This is a genomic window from Prevotella sp. RM4, from assembly GCF_000701965.1.
Lineage (GTDB): Bacteria > Bacteroidota > Bacteroidia > Bacteroidales > Bacteroidaceae > Prevotella > Prevotella ruminicola.
This window is the reverse complement of sequence record NZ_JNKG01000007.1, coordinates 1,067,701-1,088,836: the sequence shown is the minus strand read 5'-3', so window position 1 is coordinate 1,088,836 and position 21,136 is coordinate 1,067,701. Positions and strand designations below refer to the sequence as shown.

General features: G+C 49.6%; 18 protein-coding genes. 5 read left to right on the top strand and 13 right to left on the bottom strand.

Going from position 1 to position 21,136, the window contains the following annotated elements:
* The 3 genes from T499_RS0105660 to T499_RS0105650 are packed head-to-tail and all read right to left on the bottom strand — an operon-like array spanning nucleotide 1 to nucleotide 3,340.
* A complete protein-coding gene (locus T499_RS0105660; RefSeq protein WP_033150047.1) occupies nucleotides 1–993 on the bottom strand; it encodes an HlyD family secretion protein in 993 nt (330 codons plus the stop codon).
* 8 nt (nucleotides 994–1,001) lie between these two features.
* Nucleotides 1,002–2,459: a TolC family protein gene (locus T499_RS0105655; protein WP_033150243.1), complete on the bottom strand. Its 1,458-nt coding sequence runs from the start codon at nucleotides 2,457–2,459 to the stop codon at nucleotides 1,002–1,004.
* 8 nt (nucleotides 2,460–2,467) lie between these two features.
* Nucleotides 2,468–3,340, bottom strand: a complete 873-nt coding sequence (locus tag T499_RS0105650; protein WP_013064421.1) for a hypothetical protein — start codon at nucleotides 3,338–3,340, stop codon at nucleotides 2,468–2,470.
* Nucleotides 3,341–3,538: 198 nt separating this feature from the next.
* On the opposite strand from T499_RS0105650, the gene T499_RS0105645 reads away from it, so the two are divergent.
* From T499_RS0105645 to T499_RS0105635, 3 genes are read left to right on the top strand one after another with little or no spacing between them, the layout of a single operon-like run.
* Nucleotides 3,539–3,757, top strand: coding sequence for a DUF4492 domain-containing protein (locus tag T499_RS0105645; protein WP_033150046.1), 219 nt, complete (start codon nucleotides 3,539–3,541; stop codon nucleotides 3,755–3,757).
* 39 nt (nucleotides 3,758–3,796) lie between these two features.
* Complete coding sequence (locus tag T499_RS0105640; RefSeq protein WP_013065568.1) at nucleotides 3,797–5,329, top strand: cytochrome ubiquinol oxidase subunit I; 1,533 nt, start codon at nucleotides 3,797–3,799, stop codon at nucleotides 5,327–5,329.
* Nucleotides 5,326–6,474 (top strand): cytochrome d ubiquinol oxidase subunit II, encoded by a 1,149-nt coding sequence (locus tag T499_RS0105635; protein ID WP_033150045.1) that lies wholly within the window; start codon nucleotides 5,326–5,328, stop codon nucleotides 6,472–6,474. The genes T499_RS0105640 and T499_RS0105635 overlap by 4 nt, the downstream gene beginning before the upstream one ends.
* Nucleotides 6,475–6,583: 109 nt before the next feature.
* Here the strand turns inward: T499_RS0105635 and T499_RS0105630 are convergent, their stop codons facing one another.
* The 6 genes from T499_RS0105630 to T499_RS0105605 form a co-directional block, all read right to left on the bottom strand.
* Nucleotides 6,584–7,120, bottom strand: a complete 537-nt coding sequence (locus T499_RS0105630) for a TlpA family protein disulfide reductase (protein WP_369793359.1) — start codon at nucleotides 7,118–7,120, stop codon at nucleotides 6,584–6,586.
* Nucleotides 7,121–7,174: 54 nt separating this feature from the next.
* Nucleotides 7,175–8,704, bottom strand: a complete 1,530-nt coding sequence (locus T499_RS0105625) for a sodium:solute symporter family transporter (RefSeq protein ID WP_033150043.1) — start codon at nucleotides 8,702–8,704, stop codon at nucleotides 7,175–7,177.
* A 57-nt stretch (nucleotides 8,705–8,761) separates the two neighbouring features.
* Nucleotides 8,762–9,850: a hypothetical protein gene (locus tag T499_RS0105620; protein ID WP_073043128.1), complete on the bottom strand. Its 1,089-nt coding sequence runs from the start codon at nucleotides 9,848–9,850 to the stop codon at nucleotides 8,762–8,764.
* 376 nt (nucleotides 9,851–10,226) lie between these two features.
* Nucleotides 10,227–11,447, bottom strand: a complete 1,221-nt coding sequence (locus T499_RS0105615; RefSeq protein ID WP_033150041.1) for a DUF4374 domain-containing protein — start codon at nucleotides 11,445–11,447, stop codon at nucleotides 10,227–10,229.
* A gap of 13 nt (nucleotides 11,448–11,460) precedes the next feature.
* Nucleotides 11,461–13,557, bottom strand: a complete 2,097-nt coding sequence (locus T499_RS0105610) for a TonB-dependent receptor (RefSeq protein ID WP_232221055.1) — start codon at nucleotides 13,555–13,557, stop codon at nucleotides 11,461–11,463.
* A 202-nt stretch (nucleotides 13,558–13,759) separates the two neighbouring features.
* Nucleotides 13,760–15,085 carry a glycosyl hydrolase family 8 gene (locus T499_RS0105605; RefSeq protein ID WP_033150039.1) on the bottom strand — a complete coding sequence of 442 codons (1,326 nt, stop codon included), beginning with the start codon at nucleotides 15,083–15,085 and terminating at the stop codon, nucleotides 13,760–13,762.
* A 133-nt stretch (nucleotides 15,086–15,218) separates the two neighbouring features.
* Between T499_RS0105605 and T499_RS0105600 the strand changes: the two genes are divergently transcribed.
* Nucleotides 15,219–17,291 (top strand): DNA topoisomerase 3, encoded by a 2,073-nt coding sequence (locus T499_RS0105600; RefSeq protein WP_033150038.1) that lies wholly within the window; start codon nucleotides 15,219–15,221, stop codon nucleotides 17,289–17,291.
* A gap of 46 nt (nucleotides 17,292–17,337) precedes the next feature.
* The gene (locus tag T499_RS0105595; protein ID WP_052173443.1) at nucleotides 17,338–19,395 is read left to right on the top strand and encodes a PorE family type IX secretion system protein; all 2,058 of its coding nucleotides are present in this window, start codon (nucleotides 17,338–17,340) and stop codon (nucleotides 19,393–19,395) included.
* Here T499_RS0105595 and T499_RS0105590 read toward each other — a convergent pair.
* From T499_RS0105590 to T499_RS14110, 4 genes are read right to left on the bottom strand one after another with little or no spacing between them, the layout of a single operon-like run.
* Entirely contained in the window at nucleotides 19,307–19,690 is a 384-nt protein-coding gene (locus T499_RS0105590) for a DUF5056 domain-containing protein (RefSeq protein WP_176763599.1), read from the bottom strand. The two genes, T499_RS0105595 and T499_RS0105590, sit on opposite strands and share 89 nt — an antisense overlap.
* Nucleotides 19,680–20,222 (bottom strand): RNA polymerase sigma factor, encoded by a 543-nt coding sequence (locus T499_RS0105585; protein ID WP_013063870.1) that lies wholly within the window; start codon nucleotides 20,220–20,222, stop codon nucleotides 19,680–19,682. Before T499_RS0105585 ends, T499_RS0105590 begins: the two co-directional genes overlap by 11 nt.
* A 28-nt stretch (nucleotides 20,223–20,250) precedes the next feature.
* Nucleotides 20,251–20,448: a PspC domain-containing protein gene (locus tag T499_RS0105580; protein ID WP_074762322.1), complete on the bottom strand. Its 198-nt coding sequence runs from the start codon at nucleotides 20,446–20,448 to the stop codon at nucleotides 20,251–20,253.
* Nucleotides 20,441–21,130, bottom strand: coding sequence for a DUF6249 domain-containing protein (locus T499_RS14110; protein ID WP_157054518.1), 690 nt, complete (start codon nucleotides 21,128–21,130; stop codon nucleotides 20,441–20,443). The genes T499_RS0105580 and T499_RS14110 overlap by 8 nt, the downstream gene beginning before the upstream one ends.
* Nucleotides 21,131–21,136: the final 6 nt, after the last annotated feature.

Genomic DNA, 21,136 nt, shown 5'->3' with positions numbered 1-21,136 from the left:
TTAATCCTTAATAATAAGTGACATGCCAGGGCGCAAGCCTTCCATCTTCTCAACCGGACGGGCTTTAACCTCAAAGGTTTTCAGGTCGTACTGACCATTAGCCTTGGTGGCCTTCCACACGGCATATGAACCCTGATCTTTCAGGTAGTAAACCTTCATCTTGATGATTTTATCGAACGCAGGCACATAGACATTAACCTCACTACCCATCTGCATACCTTTCAGCTGATCCTCGCGAACATTGAATGTACCCCAGAGATCCTGCATCACAGCTATCGACATGATGGGCGAACCAGTACCAACCAACTCACCTACCTTTGGATAAACATCAGAAACCTCGCCTTCCATCTGGGCCACCTGAACCGTCTCGTGAATATAAGAGTTAACCTCCTGCACGGCACCACGGGCACGCCCCACCTGAGCAGCAGCAGCCATCTTATCCTCGCGACGTGCACCATTCACAGCCATATCATATTGACTCTGAGCAGCTTTTACCTGAGCCTCCATGGCCTTATAATTGGCAAAAGCCTCGTCGCGTTTCTGGGCACTCATCACACCCTCGTCGAACAGGCGCTGCACACGATTGTAAGATTTCTCTGCAATCTCAAGTCCTGCCTTAGCCTGCTGAAGAACAGAGAAAGCACCCTGAATCTGCTCTTTGCGAGCACCATTCTGAGCCTTCAACTCCAAAGCCGCAGCGGCGCTCTCGGCGCTTTGGGCTTGTTCCATCTTGGCACGCACCTCAGGGGCATCAAGTATAGCAAGTGTATCACCCACCTTTACATAGTCGCCCTCTTTTACGCGAAGTTCAAGAATACGACCTGGCACCTTGCTAGATACACGGTACTCTGTAACCTCTACCTGTCCCTGGATAATGTCTGGATCACGATCCAGCGCAAAGAATCCAATCAATGCCACGATAACCACAACTGTAGCAAAACCTAAAATAGCAAGCAGTATGTTGTTATGCTGGCGTTTAGCTTGTTCTGTCATAATATCTTTTATTCTAATGTGCCAAGGGCCTTCTGCAGGTCAACCTGACTAAGTTTAACATCAATTTCCGCATCAATTTTCTGAGACTGAGCCTGCAGCCAAGCCGTCTGAGCCTCCATCACAACGGTAGGACTGATAACACCCTCCTGGAATCCCAGGTTAGCGGTACGCAGGTTCTCGTCGGCGCGCTGGATATTCTTCTGCGCCATGGTCAGCTTCTTGTTAGCCTCGTCAACCTTAAAGGTGGTCTGGTTAACCTGAAGCTCAATCTTTTCGCGGGCCTCGTCGAGTTCGAGGGTTGCGATGGCAGTAGCGCCCTTCGAGGCACGGACCTTATACATCACGTCGCCCCAGTTCCAGATGGGCACACGAACGATAACACCCAGATGCCAGTAACCAGCGAACTTCTTTTCGAAACCATTCAGCACGTTAGGATTGCTAACAGCGTAACCACCCATGAGCGCTACCTGCGGCAGGTTTGCAGCCTTGAGCACGTTGGTGGCCTGCTTACTCAGGTCGACGGTATTCTGCAGCATCTTCAACTCTGGGCGATGGGCCACAGCATTCTCCACATCCAACTGTGGGGTGAGCTCTACTACAGCAATATTATCGGCCTGCTCGTCCTGAAGAATCACAGGCTCGTTCAAGGGCAGTCCGCACAACTGATTGAGCAGCATACGCGAAAGTACCAAGCCGTCGTTCACCTTAGTCAGGGTCATCTCGGCCTCGTTCACCTTCACGTCAACACTCAGTCCGTCGCTACGTGTAGCCACGCCCTCGTCAATCATCTTATGTACATCGCTATCAAACTTCTTAACGAGTTCGAGATAGCTCTCGGCTAATGCCTTTTTATGATGGAGCGATACCACCTGCCAGTAGGCCTGATCAATCTGATACAGCGTGGCATGACGACGGGCATCCATCGAGTTCTTGGCCATCTCGTTGGTGATGTCGGCCATCTTATTGAGAGCTACGATAGCACCACCCATAAACACGGGTTGGGTAACCACAACCGAACCAGCAAAGATGTTACGGGTATCGGTACGGAAAGCATCTACGATGTTCTGGCCCTTCTGGTTCAAACCAGCTGTTACATTAGCCATATCCTGCGCCATCTGCATCTGGGCTGCTGGTGGCAACGTGGCTACCAACGAACCTAAAGTGTTTTGCAGGGTACCACCGACAAGAGTACCAAGACCACCCAAGGCAGCCTTCTGACCATCATTAAGAATAGATATCTCCTCGCTCGTAAACTCATAGGTACCTATAGCACTCACGTGGGGCAGGTACTTGGTGCGCGCCGACTTACGAGCATTCTCGGCCACATCCTGTTTAAGTTTGGAAATACCTAACTGCTTATTGTTTCTCAGCGCCATCTGTCGGCAACTGTCCAAGCTCAATATTCTTTGAGCCCCAACAGGCGTGATGACTGCCGAAAGCAGTATAATTCCAAAAGTTTTTTTCATCATATCTCTTATTTAAAACTAAATGTCTTCGTTCCTATCATATTGCCATCCACAAAGATGCTTACACGGTAGTCGCCTGCCTCCAGCATCTGTGTCATGTTCCAATAAACGGTTACAGGGGTCTCCTCGCCTGTGTACTCAATCACCTTCTTAGCCGAGCACTCGATGTTACGGTTCTCGTAAGCAAAGCTGCCGCCACCGCTCAGGGTGTTACCGCCAGGGTTCTGGATACGTACATAAACGGTACGGTTACCATTCGATGCGGTTACGTTCTTGGTGATGGTGAAGTTTACGCGCATCTGCTTGCAATCCTTCAGTTTCTTGGCGGCCTTACCATTCTTACCCAGAATCTGCATCTGGATATTGGTAGCATCAAGCTGGGCAGCAATAGCCACCTTCTCCGAGAGCGATGCCTTCTCGCTGTTCAAGCCTGCCACCTGGGCATTACGCTCGTTCAACTCAGCGTTTACACGACTGTTCTCGGCCTTCAGATTCTCGTTCAAACGGTTCAGCGAGTCAATCTGATACACATAATCGCGCAGCACCTCACGAACGGTTGCCAGTTCCTTCTTCAATCGGGCAATCTCACGTGCGTCGCTGGCCTTTACCTGCTTCAGCTCTTCCAGCAACTTCTGAGTCTTCATCTGCTCCTCGGTCAGCTGGGCGATAATCGAGTCGTTGTTAATCTGCGTTTTCATCTCGCTATACTGCATGGTGAAACGCTCATATTCATTCTCCATTTCCTGCTTGTCGAGTTCGGCCAGTTCCTCCATATCCTGCACAACCTGTTTCTGTTCCTGCAGACTCAAAAACAACCATGTAGCAGCACCACAGAGTGCCAAAATTACAACAATCAGGGGTATTAAAACTTTCTTATTCATAACTTTCTTTATATTTTCGGGTGCAAATTTAGGTTATTTCATTGAAATAACAAAAAATTTTATGTTTCAAACATTTAAGCAACATTAAAAATTAGAAAAATAGCGTGATTTAGACCAATTTTTGAAGTTTACACCTTAATTATTTGGAACGTAACAATAAAAAATGTATATTTGCCACATCATTTTACAACAATCTGTATGAGTAAGAACAACTTTTTCAGCAAGGTGTTCCGTCTGTATTACGATGGGTTCCGCTCGATGACGCTCGGCAAAACGCTTTGGGCCATCATCCTCATCAAATTGTTTATAATATTTGCGGTACTCAAAGTGTTTTTCTTCCCCGATTTCCTGAAGACGCATGCCGATGGGCATGAGGCGGAGTACGTAGCGGGGCAGCTGTTGGACATGAAAGATTAAACATTAAAAATTAAACATTAAATATTAAACATTATAGTTATGCTACAAAACCTATTACTAAACATTGATGCCGGAACGATCGACTGGTCGAGAGCACAATTTGCGCTGACGGCAATCTACCACTGGCTCTTCGTGCCTCTGACGCTGGGTTTGGCGGTTATCATGGGTATTGTTGAGACCAAGTATTACCAAACAAAAGATGAGTTCTGGAAAGAGGCTGCAAAGTTCTGGCAGAAGCTTTTCGGTATCAACTTCGCCATGGGTGTGGCCACAGGTATCATCCTCGAGTTTGAGTTTGGTACCAACTGGAGTAACTACTCGTGGTTTGTAGGCGACATTTTTGGTGCCCCGCTGGCCGTTGAGGGTATTGTGGCTTTCTTTATGGAGAGCACCTTTGTGGCCGTGATGTACTTTGGATGGAAAAAGGTTTCGCCAGGCTTCCACTTGGCATCAACGTGGCTTACTGGCTTAGGTGCTACGATATCGGCTTGGTGGATTTTGGTGGCCAACGCGTGGATGCAGTACCCCGTAGGTTGCGAGTTCAACCCCGACACCATGCGTAACGAGATGGTATCGTTTGCCGAAGTGGCCCTCTCGCCCTTCGCCATCTCTAAGTTCTGCCACACCGTTACCTCATCGTGGATTATCGGCGGCATCTTCTGTGTAGGCGTTTGCTGCTGGTATCTGATGAAGAAACGTCACACACGTCTGGCTGTAGAGAGTATGAAGATTGGTGCAGGCGTAGGTTTGGTGGCCGCTCTGTTGGCAGGTGCTACTGGTCATAAGTCGGGTATGGATGTGGCCGAGGTGCAGCCCATGAAGCTGGCTGCGATGGAGGCACTTTACGATGGTGGAACCGAACAAGGCCTGAAGCTGATTGAGGGCATCGAGGTGCCTTACGGACTGAGCATCATGGCTACCAACGATCCTAAAGGATATGTGCCAGGCATTAACGACTTGCTGAACGGCTATACCACTCCCGATGGCAAGACCGAGCCAAGTGCCGACGAGAAGATAGCACGAGGCAAGAAGGCCATCGAGGCACTCGCCGCCTATCGCAAAGCCAAAGCCGAAGGAGCTCCCGACTCAACTATCAACTATCAATTGTCAATTATCAATTCAAACATGAAGTACTTCGGCTACGGCTATGTAAAGGATAAGGCCGACCTGGTACCACCTGTTCTGGTAAACTTCTGGGCATTTAGAGTGATGGTTGGTGTGGGTTGCTTGTTCATCCTGTTCTTTGCCGTTATCTTGGCTGTAACCTACAAGTTCCCCAAGGCTCTGTTCAAGAAGTACGACATTACCGCCCTACCCGCCTGGCATTATTGGGTAGCCATCCTGCTTATCCCGCTAGCCTATATCGGTTCAGAGTGCGGCTGGTTGGTAGCCGAGTTCGGACGCCAGCCTTGGACCATCCAGGATATGCTGCCCACATGGGCATCGGTGAGCGATCTGCAGTCGTCGAGCGTCATCATTACGTTCTTCCTGTTCCTCGTACTCTTCACCACCATGCTGGCGGTTGAGATAAATATTTTACTAAAACAAATTAAGAAAGGACCAGAGTTATGACATACGATTTCTTACAACATTATTGGTGTTTTATCGTTTCGCTGTTAGGAGCGATACTGGTATTTTTGCTTTTTGTTCAGGGAGCCAACTCTGTAGCCCGCTCGTTGGGTCGTACGGAGGAGGGACGCCGACTGGTGTATAACTCTACTGGTCGCAAGTGGGAGTTCACATTCACCACACTTGTTACCTTTGGTGGTGCGTTCTTTGCCTCGTTCCCATTATTCTACTCTACCAGCTTCGGCGGTGCCTATTGGTTGTGGATGATTATCCTGTTTACTTTTGTGCTGCAAGCCGTGAGCTACGAGTTCCAGAATAAGATTGGTAACTTCTTGGGGCCCAAGACTTTCCAATTCTTCCTTACACTAAATGGTATCATTGGTCCGCTACTGTTAGGTGGTGCTGTTGCCACCTTCTTCGAGGGTTCTAACTTTATCATCGCTAAGGACAATCTGGTTGATGCTGGAGCCATCACTCCTATCATCAGTCGTTGGGCCAACGCTTCGCACGGACTGGATGCCCTGCTGAATCCTTGGGTGCTGGTACTAGGCTTTGCGGTGGTGTTCTTGGCACGTGTTTTAGGCATACTCTACGTAATGAACAACGTAGCCGACGAGGATATCCGCTCGCGTGGCAGCGTACGATTGGCGGGTGCAGCTGTACCTTTCCTGCTGCTGTTTGTAGCCTATCTGGTACACGTACTGCTGAAGGACGGTTTTGCTTATAACGACGAGGGAATCATCTACATGGAACCATACAAATATCTGAACAATTTCCTGGAGATGTGGTACCTGTTGGTATTATTATTAATAGGTGTAGTATTGGTGCTGTTTGGTATTGGTAAGACCATCTTCAGTAAGGGGTATAATGGTGGCATCTGGCCTGCAGGCATAGGTACTGTGCTAACCGTTCTGGCACTCTTGCTCAGCTGTGCCTGGAACCATACTGCTTATTATCCTTCGACAGCCGACTTGCAGAGTTCGCTCACCTTGGTTAACTCCTGCTCAAGCGAGTTCACCTTGCGCACCATGTTCTATGTATCGCTGTTAGTACCATTTGTACTGGCCTACATCATCTACGCCTGGCGCGCTATCGACAAGAAAAAAATCACCAAGGAAGAACTCCAAGGTGACGACCACGCTTACTAATTATTAGGCACGGATTACACGGCTCTTTTATAAAGAAACACGGCTTTAGCATTGTAACTAAGGCCGTGTTTTAAATTTATTTAAGCCGTGTAAATCCGTGCCTAAAAAACTACTTGAACAACTCATCGAGAAACGTGTAGAAAGCGGGATCCTCGCCTACTACCGTTCTTACAAGTTTACCATCAGGATCGATGATAACCTTTGTGGGGAAACCTTCGATGCTATACTGCGAAGCGATAGTCTGCAGCTGCTCATCAGGACAACGCACCTGCAACCAAGGCAACTGGTACTCATCAACGGCAGCTCGCCACTTTTCCTCAGTATCGCGGCAGTCAACACCTAATATCTCCATCTTGTCCTTATACTTTGTATAAGCCTCTTTCATTTTGGGAATACCACGAATGCACCAAACGCACCATGAACCCCAGAAGTCGAGTACTACATATTTGCCACGCAGCGACGACAGTTTGGTAGTAGATCCCTGCAGATTAGGCAATTCAAAGTCGGGTGCCAGTTCGCCATCCACAGCCACCTCGGTAGCCTCTGCGGCAGGGGCAGCTGCAGCCTTTGGTTTGTTGGCACACGAGGCAGCCATCAATGTGATAGCCACCCCCAGAAAAGTAACGGTTAAAACGGATTTCTTCATAAAGTCTAATTGTTAATCTTTAATGTTTAATGTTTAATATTTAATGTATAATGTTTAATGTTTCTTGTAGCACTCGAAAATAGCATCCACACGGGCCTTCGACATCTGATGGGTAAACATACTTACCAACCAAACCACAGGGAAACCGCCTACCATGGCAATGGCACCACAGTTAATGGGGTTGATGGGGTTACCAGCCAGCATATTTACTACAGTAAGTCCAACACCCCACACGAAGCAAGCCCACACGCTCATGGTGGTGATGCGACGTGAATACAAACCCAGCATAAATGGTGCCAGGAATGCACCTGCCAAAGCACCCCACGAAATACCCATCAGCTGGGCAATAAACGTTGGTGGGTTAAGGGCGATGAGCAGCGAGATGGCGATAAAGAACATGATGAGCACACGCATCACGATTACCTTACGACGCTCAACCTTCTCGGATACGATATCGTTAATCTCGCCATCCTCTACCTCGCCTGGCAACGCTTTCTTATCGCGATAAATCAGGTCGAGTGTCATGGTGCTTGATGAGGTGAGCACCAACGAAGCCAAGGTTGACATCGAAGCACTCAGTACCAGCAATACAACGAGGGCAATCAGAATATCGGGCAATGTTACCAGCATCGAAGGCACAATCGAGTCGAAAGCCAGCTTGCCATTAGGCAGCATGGGTGGTGTACCAAACAGGCGACCAAAACCACCTAAGAAGTAGCAGCCACCAGCCACAATAAAGGCAAATACGGTTGAGATAACGGTACCACGCTTGATAGCGCTCTCATCGGTAATCGAATAGAACTTACCCACCATCTGTGGCAGTCCCATCGTACCAAGTGATGTTAGGATAACTACCCCCAACAAGCCCCAGGGATCGGGACCGAACAGCGTAGCAAAACCACCATTCATCGTTGGGTCGGCATCTGATGGCATAGCAGCCAGCTTGTCGACAGCAGCCACCAAACCGCCCTGCACGTTAAGCACAGCCACAATCACAGCCACAATACCAAACAGCATGATAATACCCTGAATAAAGTCGTTCATGGCTGTGGCTTTGTATCCACCCAGAATCACATATACAGCTGTGAGTATCGACATAATCACCACGCAATACTCGTAAGGAATACTGAATCCCATCTCGAACAAGCGCGAAATGCCGCTATATACACCAGCGGTATAGGGAATAAGGAATACAAAGGCGATGATTGATGCTGCCACACGCAAGCCCTGATCGTTAAAGCGGGTGCCAAAGAAATCAGGCATCGTGCGACTCTCGATATGTTGCGTCATCAGTTTGGTACGGCGACCTAAGATAAGCCACGCCAACAGCGAACCGATGATAGCGTTACCAATACCAATCCATGCCGACGACAATCCGTATTTCCAGCCAAACTGACCGGCATAACCTACGAACACAACAGCCGAGAAATAACTGGTTCCGAAGGCAAAGGCTGTGAGCCAAGGACCCACGGCACGACCGCCCAACACAAAACCTTCGACACTACTGGCCTGCTTACGGGTATAAAGTCCTACCCCAATCATCACGGCCAGAAATATAACTGTAAAAAGTATCTTGATAATCATAATTAATTCTCAATCTTTAATGTTTCATGTTTAATGTTTCATGTTTAATGTTTAATGTCAGAAGGCCACCTGCATCTGAGCCTGCACCCAGTTGTAGTCCTTACTGCTGATATTCTCGCCACACAGGCAACGGGTGTACTGCAGCTGCATACGGCACTTTTTATAGAACCAGTACTGCAGACCGATGGTGAGATTCGTCTGATCCCATCCCTCTACCTTGGTGTTACGATCATAGGTCTCGCCACTAGCCACGATATCGAGGGCATCAACCACAGGTATGCAGGTTGTCACGTAACCACCTCGGCTACCCACCTTTCCATCCTGTCCACCTAACCACTCGGCACGTATCGATGCTGGGCGCGCCTCTTTATATTTACCACCCGCATAGGCCTGTGTTTTGTACTCAGCACCTATGCTGTAGCGATTACGCTTATAGTTATCGCCCACCTGTATATCAGGGTTCCACTTGGCTGTACCCACGGCACAACCTGTACCCAGATAACCTGATGCCACCACGCGGAAGCCATCTACAGGGCGAAGTTCCAACTTGGCAATAAAGTCTTTCTGATTGTTCAGGTCCTTACGATTGATACCCTGACCACTCATCAGCGCCAGTTCGTAGTGCAGCACGCCTTTAGCCAGATCGCCATAAACCTCCAATCCCATATCACGACCGTAGTTTACGCCATTCAGCGGGTCGGGTCCCTCGCCTGCCAGATACAATACTGCCTGCGAGTACACATCCACCAGCTCCAGCTGCGTAGGACTCATGGGGTTCTCCATCGTGTACGAGTGTTTAAACTGTCCTAAACGCACCGTCAACTCGTTACCTTTTGATAAACGATAATCGGTGTAGAACTCTTGAACCACACTCGAGAAGTCGTGCATAAACATAAACGACCATCTGTCGGTGATTCGGGCCTTAGCCCAAAGCAACGTACGTTTTAGGTTGTAAGCATTGGTTTTCTGCCCATTAGGATCTTGATAACTCCATCCACCCTGAGCATAACCATTCAGAGTAATACGACTGGTAAAATCCTTCATCCAGTCGATGTCGCTGTCTTTCTGCTGTGCGTTAGCCATGGTGCACAATCCCATTGCTGCCAGAATAGCAAGCGTTCTCAATTTGCAAGTTTTACGTTTCATTTAGTCATCTTTTTCTGATTATTTAGTTCCTTGCGGCAGCAAAAGTACTACTTTTCTTTCAATTTGCCAAAAATATTCGCAAATTTCTTATAGAATTTTATATTTATGCATCATTTTACTACCAGTTGTAGTACCTATACAAATCAAAAGTGGCTCGTTTCACAACGAACCACTTTCTCAAAAAATTACTTAAAAAACTAAATTAATCAACCATAAACCTTAACCATTAAAATCTTTTTCTGCTGCAAATATACGACAAGTTTTTGAAACAAACAAGAAAATTACCGTTAAATTTTGTTTATAAAGTGACTTTTAACGCTTTTTAGACATAAAATACGCCAAAAACAACAGTATTTTCACCCATTTCGTCGTCTACTTACAGTTGAAAGAACCCACCAACGAATGTAGTTGAGACCCTCGCACCACGCTCAGCTCGAGCTGTAGTAACGTCGGTTCGATAGATATAAACCCCATCAGAAGTGGATACTGGCAGGTATACATTATTTCCCTCGGTTAAATATGCAAAACGTCGGCCGCCGTTGCCATTATGTACGGGTATGCCCTCTACATCGGTTACCGTCTGGTTCACCAGATCGATGATGCAGCACTTCAGGCTCTTATCGCCCCAGCGATCGTTAGCTGTCTGTGGGTTCAGGGTGCTCACTTCGGCAAACACCAACCCATTGCCTACATAAGCCACGTGGGCTGGCTTCAAGCCACCAGTAAGTTCCTCGAAGTCGAAGAAGTAATCGGCATCAAACTCAGTCTCGCCTTTGTTGATACGCAGAAAACCTGCGTGCTTGGTACTCTGCGAGTAACCGTTAGAGATAGCCGAATTCGACATCACGTACAGGTTATCGTTCTCGTCCTTCATCAAACCGTTAAACGCACCCCACGAGCCACCAGGTCCCACGCGGGTATCCTTCATCAGCTTAACAAACTGCATGTCGGGATAGCTGTAAACAGCCACAAAGCAGGTATCGGTATAAGCCGTCTCAAAGGTCATGCTGTTCATTGGGGTATAAGTTACATAAAGATTGCCACCACTATACATCATACCTGTAATCGAGGGCCAGTCCAAGCGGTCGATAGGATCAACGGCAGTATCAGTATTCTTCGCAAGGATGGCAGCGGTGTTGGCATCAACGGTATAGAAAGTAAGCTGCGAACCGCTCTCCTTGTTGGTAGGCAACTCCAGTCCCACCATCGTGTTGGCATCTACCTGGCAGAATCCGCTCAGCGAATTATCGAACACAAACTCGCCCTGCTCCTTCAGCAAGCCGTCGGCACCACGTACTACGGCTGTGGCGCTGGTAACGCCCATACCACCAATACAGAAGATGCTGTTACCACCCTTCTGGTAGTCGTGATAGCCATTCTGCTCAATGCCCTTACCCACGGCATTAATGGTACCCTCCATCAGGTTATCGGTACTAACCACATAGTAAGTGGTGTTACCATTCGCTGTTACGCCCAGACTCAGAACATAGGGGGCGTTAGGTGTTTCCTGCTCGGCTGCCAGGTCGTCTTCGCACGATGTCAGGACACCTACGGCCATAGCGGCCAATATGATAGAATTTCTAAAGTATTTTTTCATAACTTACTGAGTTTTACTTACTTAAATAATAACGGAACTTTACATTAAATGAGCGACCGGGCTTCTGCAGGCGGTAGTTATCGTACAGCTTGGCATCGGTCAGATTGTTGCACTCGGCCACCACGCTGTAGCGTCCATCGCACAGACTGTAGCCTACCGAGATGTTATGACTCAGCTGCTCTGGAATCACCTTCTTGGTTGCCTTAGCACCCAGACCTGTGAACGAGAGATAGTAGTCGTGAATGTACTGAATGTCGTAGTTCAAGGTGAGACTATTACCCTTGGCACCCAGATTAAAGAACTGGTAATCGGCATGGCCGTTCATAAAGAAATAAGGGATGTTAGGCAGACGCTGACCGTAGGTGATGTTCTCGCTGATGCCATCGCCCACGAAGGTGTTCTGCGACTCCTGATACTTCATCTTGTCCTTGATATTCTGATAGGTGAGATTGCCATTGATGTGGAAGTTGCGCTTGTAGGCATAACCCAGCGAAGCCTCGATGCCACGTGTCTGCACCTTGCCGATGTTATCGTAGCTGGTAGTAGGATTGCTCGACAGGCTTACCCCTTTCAGGATAAAGTCCTTGGTGTCGCGATAGATGTAGTTCACCTCGGCCTGCACGCGATGGGCACCAAAGGCCTGATCGTACAGCAAACCGGCATTCAGGTTGTTACTGCTCTCAGGCTTCAGGTCGGGGTTAGCCTTCTGTACCAGTCCGTCGCCAAACATCTCAACGGCCTCGGGCATACGGTAGGCGCGCTCAAAGCTCACCTTAGCCTGCAGCGATGGCAGTATATAATAGGTAGCGGCGGCACCATAGCCGTAACGCTGCTTGCGGTCGCTCAGCTTCTCCCAGCGCTGGTTCTCAGTAAACTGGTCCATCAGCTTATTGGTCGAGCTGTACAAGCGGTACATCTTTCCAAACACGTTGGCATTCCAACGGTTATAGCGTATCTGGTAGCCCAGACCTGTGATATTCTTCGTCAGCTGCTGGGGCACGTTGTTCATCTCGTCGTCGGGATACATCTCGTCGTTGCTCTTGCGGCGGTTGGCCGAGAACACATTGTTGAGTACCAGCGAGTGGTGATCGCTGATAATGTAGCTCAGGTTGGCATCAGCCTGCCACTGGCGCTCACGGATGGTAGCATCAGTCAGGTAAGCCTCGCCTGCGCTGGTGCTGGCCACATAGTCGCCATACCAGTTATAGCGGCGTGCCAGGGTATCCACGTTATAGGTGTTCACCATGCTGTAGGTGCCATAAAGCGAGAGCGAGAGGCCTGGCAGCAGCAGGTCGTTCTTCTTATAACGCACGCTGGGAATCAGGCTCCAGCTGCGATTCTTCACACCACCATACACAGCATCCATTGTGGCACCAGTCTGTACGTTGCGCTTATCGGCCGAAGCTATAACACCAAACAATAGATAGTCGGCCCACGATTTGCGAACCACACCTGCTTCGAGCTTCAAGCCGTACGACTGGTAGCCATCATTGAATCGTCGCACCCACTCTTCGCCCTCCTGCTTGTTGGTAGAAAGGTTCACGATAGGTGCAAACACTTTATAATCGTTATCTGAATAGTTAGCAAACGCATTGGCGCGCAGCGTAAAGCCACCCTTAGATGTGTAAACGCCATTCAGGGCAGCACGATGGGTGTTGAACGAGCCAACTGAATAGGTTGCATCCAGATAGTTGGCATTGGTGCGCGATACGATGTTAACGGCACCACCCAGCGCGTCGCTACCCAGGTAAACGGGCAGCACACCCTTGTACACCTCGATGCGGTCGGCCATGTTGGCTGAGATATTAGCCAGATTGAACGACGAGCCGAAGTTATCCATAGGGATACCATCGATAAAGAACTTTACCTGATTACCCGAGAAACCGTTCATGGCAAAGCTGTAGTTCGAACCCAGTCCGCCATCCTCGCGTATTTTAATAGATGTAACGGTGTTCAGCACCTGGTTAAGTGCCGATGCACTCTGATACTTAGTAGCCAGATCAACTACCGATATGGCATAAGCCTGCTCGTGCATCTTGCGCGCCTTGGTCTTGCCCACAATCTGCACCTCGTGTAAATCGATAGAATCATGAAGATCGGTCTGTGCCATAGTCTGAGAGCAAAAAGCAAGTCCAGCTACTGCGCACAGCATTTTTGTTGTGTTGATTTTGCGCATTTTTTATTCCTAAATTAATCTTTTTTACCTTAGTATTTTTTCCTTCTTGAAAGCGGGTGCAAAGGTACAACAATTCAGGAATACCCACAATACCTAAAAATAATGAAAAGCCCCGCCATCGCGGCGGGGCCCATCATCACTTCTGTGGAATAATCTCTCTGTAATTACCACTTAAGTGCATAAATGCAAACAACCTTAATAAGCCATCATAATATGCATCAAAATAACCATCTTCAAAGGGTTCGTGCTTAGCATTCCAAAGGGCATCAACAAACTCCTTACTCTTGGCATGCTTACACATGATAGAGGCAGCGGCTACTGTACTAACCAGTCCGATGCTATGGCGCAGCTTGCGGAAACCGCCAGCTTGCAGTATCTCGTTCTCCTCGGGCAGCGAGCCATCCGGGCGATACTGATCCACGAACTTGTCAACGCCCTGCGAATAGAAGAAGTTCTGGATTCGCTCACCATAACCACGCTGCCACTCAGCATCGGCCCCACTCCACTCGTAGTCGAGTGTAATGTTCATGGGCACACGCCACGAGTCGTAGCGGAAGTTGTTGCTACCATTACGGCGGGGCTTCTCGCCTGGCTTGGGCTGAGGCATACCAGGCCAGCGGGGCATCTGCATCTCGCTACCATCATACTGGCACATATCGGCATTCAGTCCTGTAACAGGGTGTGTGGCCTTATGCAGGAACTCGCGACTCTTCTGGGCGCACTCCTTCCACAGGTCGGCTCTGCCATCGTCGGCCCACTTGGCCCATACCTCGTAGAAGGCGGGGATGTGGTACGAAGGGTCGGTATAGCGGTTACCAAAGCCATCAGGGGTAAAGGTGATGAGCTTGGTCTCTGGGTCGATAAGATACATCTTCTGAGGACCCTGCTGCTGGGCACCAAAACCGCCAAAACCTGGGAAACCGCCCTTGCGTGGCTCTGGGGTGTACTCCTTAGGCTGAATGCAGTTCAGAATATGCTGCGCCTCGGCCTTGTAGTTAATACCTGTGTTATCGCCCCAACGGTTCGAGGCAAATATCAGGGCTGTAATAAAGTACAGCTCGCCATCGCTGGCAGCACCTTCGGCATTACGGGTGCCATCGGTCTTACAGCTCCAGGCAAAATAGCCCTCGCGGTTGCCACTCTGGTGCTGCATGTACTTCTTGCTCCAGCGCCACAAGCGGTCGAATATATCTTTCTCGCCAAACTGCACGGCTATCATCATACCGTACGACATACCCTCGGTACGGGCATCGTGGTTCTTAATGTCGGATACATAACCCATCGAGTCGCCCACCTCAAAATACACCTTGTTGGGACCACGAAACACATCGTAAAACACCTCTTTCAGCTTTGCATCCACCTGAGCAGGCTGGTAGCCCATCTCAACAAACACGTTACGGCACTTGGCATGCACTACGGTAGTGGCAGCCATTAGGATAGTGATAATAAATAGTTTTCTCATATAAATATCATAATGTGATTAATTTCTATACTAAATGACGAAAATACGCGCCAAAAGTTTAATATCAAGTGATAAATTTGGTATTTCGGCCGATTTACACTATCTTTGCATCCAAAATTACAAATAAAGGAATATGATTGTTTGTATAGCAGAGAAACCGAGTGTAGCTCGTGATATAGCAAGAATCTTGGGAGCCAACAGCTCGCACGACGGATATATGGAGGGCAACGGATACCAGGTAACGTGGACCTTCGGACACCTGTGCACGCTGAAGGAGCCCGGCGATTATACACAAGCCTGGAAACCCTGGGCGCTTACCCAACTACCCATGATACCCCAGCGTTTTGGCATTAAGCTGATAAACGATAAGGGTATCGAGAAGCAGTTTAAGATTATCGAGGGCCTGATGCAGAAGGCCGATGGTATCGTGAACTGTGGCGACGCCGGTCAGGAGGGAGAGCTTATCCAGCGATGGGTGATGCAGAAGGCCAAGGCCACCTGCCCCGTTAAGCGATTGTGGATTTCGTCGATGACCGACGAAGCCATCAAGGAGGGTTTTGCCAGTCTGAAGGATCAGGGCGATTACCAGCCCTTGTACCTGGCAGGCTTGAGCCGTGCCATTGGCGACTGGCTGCTGGGTATGAACGCCACCCGTTTGTACACACTTAAGTACGGTCAGAACCGTCAGGTGCTGTCCATCGGTCGTGTGCAAACGCCTACCCTGGCGCTCATCGTGAACCGTCAGAAGGAGATCGAGAACTTTAAGCCCGAGCCCTACTGGGTACTGGCCACCGTTTATCGCGATACCACTTTTACGGCTACCAAGGGAAAGTTCACCTCGCAGGAAGAGGGCGAAAAAGCCTTTGCCACCATCGAGGGCAAGCCTTTCGAGGTAACTAAGGTTGAGAAGAAAGAGGGCAAGGAGCAGCCCCCACAGCTGTACGACCTTACCTCGCTGCAGGTGGATTGTAACCGCAAGTTCGGCTATTCGGCCGAGATGACGCTCAACCTCATTCAGAGTCTGTACGAGAAGAAATATACCACCTACCCCCGTGTTGATACGCAGTACCTCTCAGACGATATCTACCCCAAGTGCCCGCAAACGCTCAACGGGTTGTATCAAACTAAGTTCGACGGCGTTCAGCCTTACGCTGAGTTCATCAAGCCCATTGGTGGCAAAACGCTGAATAAGACCAAGCGCGTGTTCGACACCTCGAAGGTAACCGACCACCATGCCATCATCCCAACAGGCGTGGTGCCACAGAACCTCACCGATCTCGAGCGCAAGGTATTCGACCTGGTAGCACGCCGCTTTATCGCTGTGTTCCTGCCCGATTGTAAGTTCTCAACCACCACCGTTCTTGGTGAGGTTAAGGGCGACGAAACGGTTGAGTTCAAGGTTACAGGTAAGGAGATTCTGGATCCAGGCTGGCGCGTGGTTCAGGGTAAAGTGCAGAAAGAGGAAGAGGAGGCGGGGAATACCGATGAAGAAAGAACCCTGCCTACCTTCGTGAAGGGCGAAAGTGGCGACCACAAGCCAACGCTGACAGAAAAGTGGACAACCCCACCCGCTTACTATAACGAGGCCTCGCTGCTGCGCGCGATGGAAACAGCAGGTAAGTTTGTGGAGGACGAGACCCTGCGCGCTGCCATGAAGGAGAATGGTATCGGCCGCCCATCAAGTCGTGCCGGCATTATCGAAACACTCTTTAAGCGCCACTATATCAAGCGCGAACGCAAACGCCTGATTGCCACACCCACAGGTATCGAGCTGATCGACCTGATTCGCGAGGAACTGCTCAAGAGCTGCGAGCTCACAGGTATCTGGGAGAAGAAGCTGCGCGACATCGAGCACCAGAAGTACGATGCCCAGCAGTTTATCGAGGAACTGAAACAGCAGGTAACCGAGATTGTTAACGAGGTGATGACCGACTCAACCAACCGTCGTGTAACCGTACTGTCGGATGCCGACCTGAAGAAGGTGAAATCGCCTAAGGCCGAAGCGGCACCCAAGCCCAAGGCCACCCGCAAAACCAAAGCTGCCAAGCAACAGGAGGCAGCACCCCAAGCCCAGGCTGACGGCATAAAAGAGGGCGATGTTTGTCCTGCGTGCGGTCAGGGTCACATCATCAAAGGCAAAACAGCCTATGGTTGCTCCCGCTGGAAAGAGGGTTGCACGTTCAGGGCTCCACTTGGCGATAAATGATAAAAGGCAGGCAATAAAACGCCTGCTTTTTCGTTTATATGATAGTATGAGAAATTTCGTTGCTTATATATATATAATAATGTGTACCCTGCTGCTTGGTGGCTGTGGGGCCGATCAAGCTGTGAAAAAGGGCGATAAGTTCTGGGCTGTGGGCGAATACTACGATGCCGCTGCCCAGTATCGCAAGGCCTATGCCCAAACACCCAGCAAGGAGCGCGCCACCCGTGGCGAACGGGCCCAGAAACTGGCCGAGTGCTATCGTCGCCTGAACCAGACCAACAAGGCCATCACCGCCTATAAGAATGTGGTACGCTATAAGAAAGCCGACTCGCTCACCCATCTGTATCTGGGTCAGCTGTATATGCGCAACGGAAACTACAAAGAAGCTGCAAAAGCTTTTGCTGTAGCGGGTGATAGCCTGAGGGTGTTGGGTGATAGCTTGCTTCTGCAACTCGCTAAAGTGGGATTGGAATCGGCGCTCAAGGCACCTGCGTGGAAAAAAGAGGGCTCGGCCTATACCGTTAAGCGCATGGACCTGTTTAACTCGCGACGCGACGACTACTCACCTATGCTGGCAGGCGATGCCGACGACCAGCTTTACTTTACCTCTACCCGCAATCAGGCGCAGGGCGATGAACTCAATGGCATTACAGGCACCAAGAGTGCCGACATCTTCTATGCCCAGAAGGATGAGAAGGGCAAATGGGGCAAGCCACAGGTTATTGCTTCAGAACTTAATTCGGCCTTCGACGAGGGTGCCTGCTGCTTCTCGCCTGATGGCAAAGCCATGTACCTGACCCAGTGCCAAACCGACCCAAACTACCCGCGTTACGCCCGTATCATGGTGTCACGTCGTAGCGATGCCGCCTGGAGCAAACCTCAAGAGCTTATCATCTCCAACGATACCACCTGCAGTTTCGCCCACCCCGCTGTGAGTCCCGATGGACAGTGGCTGTATTTCGTCAGCGATATGAGTGGTGGCATGGGCGGACTTGACATTTGGCGCTGCCGACTGCTGAGTGCTACCGAGGCAGGTGTGATGGAGAATCTGGGTGCGCCCATCAACACCCCAGGCGACGAGATGTTCCCCACCTTCCGCCCTAATGGCGATTTTTATTTCTCCAGCAACGGTCACCCCGGCCTCGGAGGGCTCGATATCTATTACATCCCCAATTTTCAATTGTCAATTGTCAATTGTCAATTAAACCATCCTGGTTGGCCGTTGAACTCCCAGGCCGACGATTTCGGCATGACCTTCGAGGGCAAGCTTAACCAGGGTTTCTTCTGCTCCAATCGCGGCGATCTGCGTGGGTTCGACCACATCTACAGCTTCTATAATCCCGAGATTGTGCAAACCATCAAGGGTTGGGTGTACGAGCAGGACGGCTACGAACTGCCCGCTGCCCAGGTGTATATGGTGGGCAACGATGGCACCAACCTCAAGCTCAGCGTGCGTAGCGATGGCTCGTTTGTGCAGGAGATTAAGCCCGACGTAGATTACGTGCTGCTGGGCACTTGCAAGGGCTATCTCAACCATCAGGAGCAGATACGCGTGCATCCCGTTAAAGCCTCGCACGAGTACGTGCTACAGTTCCCCCTGGCAAATATCTCAGCCCCTGTGCTCATCGAGAATATTTTCTATGATTTCAACAAGGCCACGCTGCGCCCAGAGTCAAAAACGGCTCTCAACCAGCTGGTGGTGCTGCTCAATCAGAATCCCAACGTAACCATCGAGTTGTCGGCCCATACCGATTGTCGTGGTTCCGAGGCTTACAACCAGCGCCTGTCGCAGCAGCGCGCCGAGAGTGTGGTGGCCTATCTCATTGCCCATGGTATCGCTGCTGATCGCCTTACGCCAAAAGGTTATGGCGAGAGCATGCCCAAGCGTATAAAAGCCCGTGTGGCCGAAAAATATCAGTTCCTCAAGGAGGGCGACGTACTCACCGAAGAGATGATTAACGCGCTCCCTGAGGAACAGCACGAACAGTGCCATCAGATGAACCGACGCACCGAGTTCAAAGTGTTGCGGACAACTTACGGAATGTTTGATAAGGCAGGAAAACTAATACAAAGCCCAACAGCAGTACCACCGTCCAAGGATTAATTTCAATCTCGGTAGTAGGTGCCGTCAGCATAAACACCTCGATGGTGTTTATCAGCATGTGCTTGCCGCCAGTCATCATGCTTTCTATCATATCCCATCCGCTTATCAGCCAGAATATCAGTATGGCCATCACCACACAGAACATCGTCCAGAGTCGTGTATAGCAACGCACGCGGCTCTCTTTTACCTCAGGCAGGTTCATCATCACCCGCTCGGTAAATCCGTTGTCTTCTATCTGCTGCTGTGCAGCCTGCTCAAACAACTGTTTCAGTAATATATCATTCTTATCCTCCATATCCATTCTCTCTTAAATAGTTAGCCATTTTATCTTTCCCTCGTTTCAAATGCGATTTAACAGTATTTTCGGCAATGCCGGTTATTTTGCTGATCTCGTCGATGGGATAGCCATCTATCAGCTGCAAGGTAATGCACGTGCGTTCGTCAGGTTTCAGTAGCGCCATCGCGGCGTGTACGTCCATCTTGATGTTCGAGTCGCCAGTCTGTGCAGTCTGTCGCATAACGGTTGGCGATTCCTCGATATCATCGGTCTGGCGTTTCGAGCGCACCTGATCGTAGAACACGTTGTAGGCAATACGCATCAGCCAGGTCGAGAAACTGCTCATGCCACGAAACTTGGTAATGTTCACATAGGCCTTGATAAAGGTCTCCTGTGCCAAGTCGTCGCTCAGCTGCTCATCGCCCAGCGTCTGGTTCAAGAAGAACCTGCGCACAGGCGACTGGTACTTCCTCACAAGCTGGTCGAAGGCCTGCTTGTTGTGGAACACCGCCACCTGTGTCACTAATGCTATGTCGCTGATGCTTGCCATCTAATTTTCAATTCTCAATTGTCAATTATCAATTTTGAAGGTAGTTTTTCTCCGGCATTACCAGCCAAAGTACAAAGTAGAATATCAGTCCGCTAAAAGCGGTAAAGAGTGTCAGGAATGCGTAAGCCAAACGTACCATTGTTGGGTCGAAATCGAAGTACTCAGCCAATCCGCCGCATACGCCAGCAAACACTCTATCGTTCGATCTCATCAGTCGCTTATTCATAATTCTGTATATTATTGTTGTTATTAAATGTCTGATTATTATCGCGGTTGTTACGGTCCTGTCGGGCTATATACCACTTACCCAGTCCGATAAAGAATACCAGTGCGCCGATACCAAAACCCACCTCGCCAGCTACGATACCCAGGAAGATGGCCAGTCCCACGCCTGTAAACATCTGTCGGATGCCGGCATTATAGCTTGTGCTGTCCCAGTCGTCGTTCTTACTTTCTTTCAGCAGCGCATCGGGTATAGGCTGTCCGTTCTTGATAGCCATTTCGGCCAGACGGTACTTCTCTTTGCGGTTGCGATTAATAAAGTAGAACACCAGCAGTACAAGGATAACAGGCAACAGGAATCCTACACATACGATAGCCAGGATAGGTATCAGCATGCCCATAAAGGCAGCGCCGTCCATATCTCCAAAAATCCCACTAACCACACGCTCAGTGTCTTCGCCCTCGTAAACCACGTGGTGGCGGTAGCCGCTGTGGTTGTCGTTGTCGTCAGCGTTGGCGTTGTTAGTAGCAGTAGTGTCCGAGTATGCCTCGATGGCATCTTGGTTGTGCTTTACTGTATCGCTCACCTGCTCAGTGCGAGGCGTGTGGCGATGCTTCTGTGCTGTTGCATTAGCGTTTGTGCTAAGTGCGAGCACCATGGCGATTGCGATTAAATACTGTTTCATATCTCC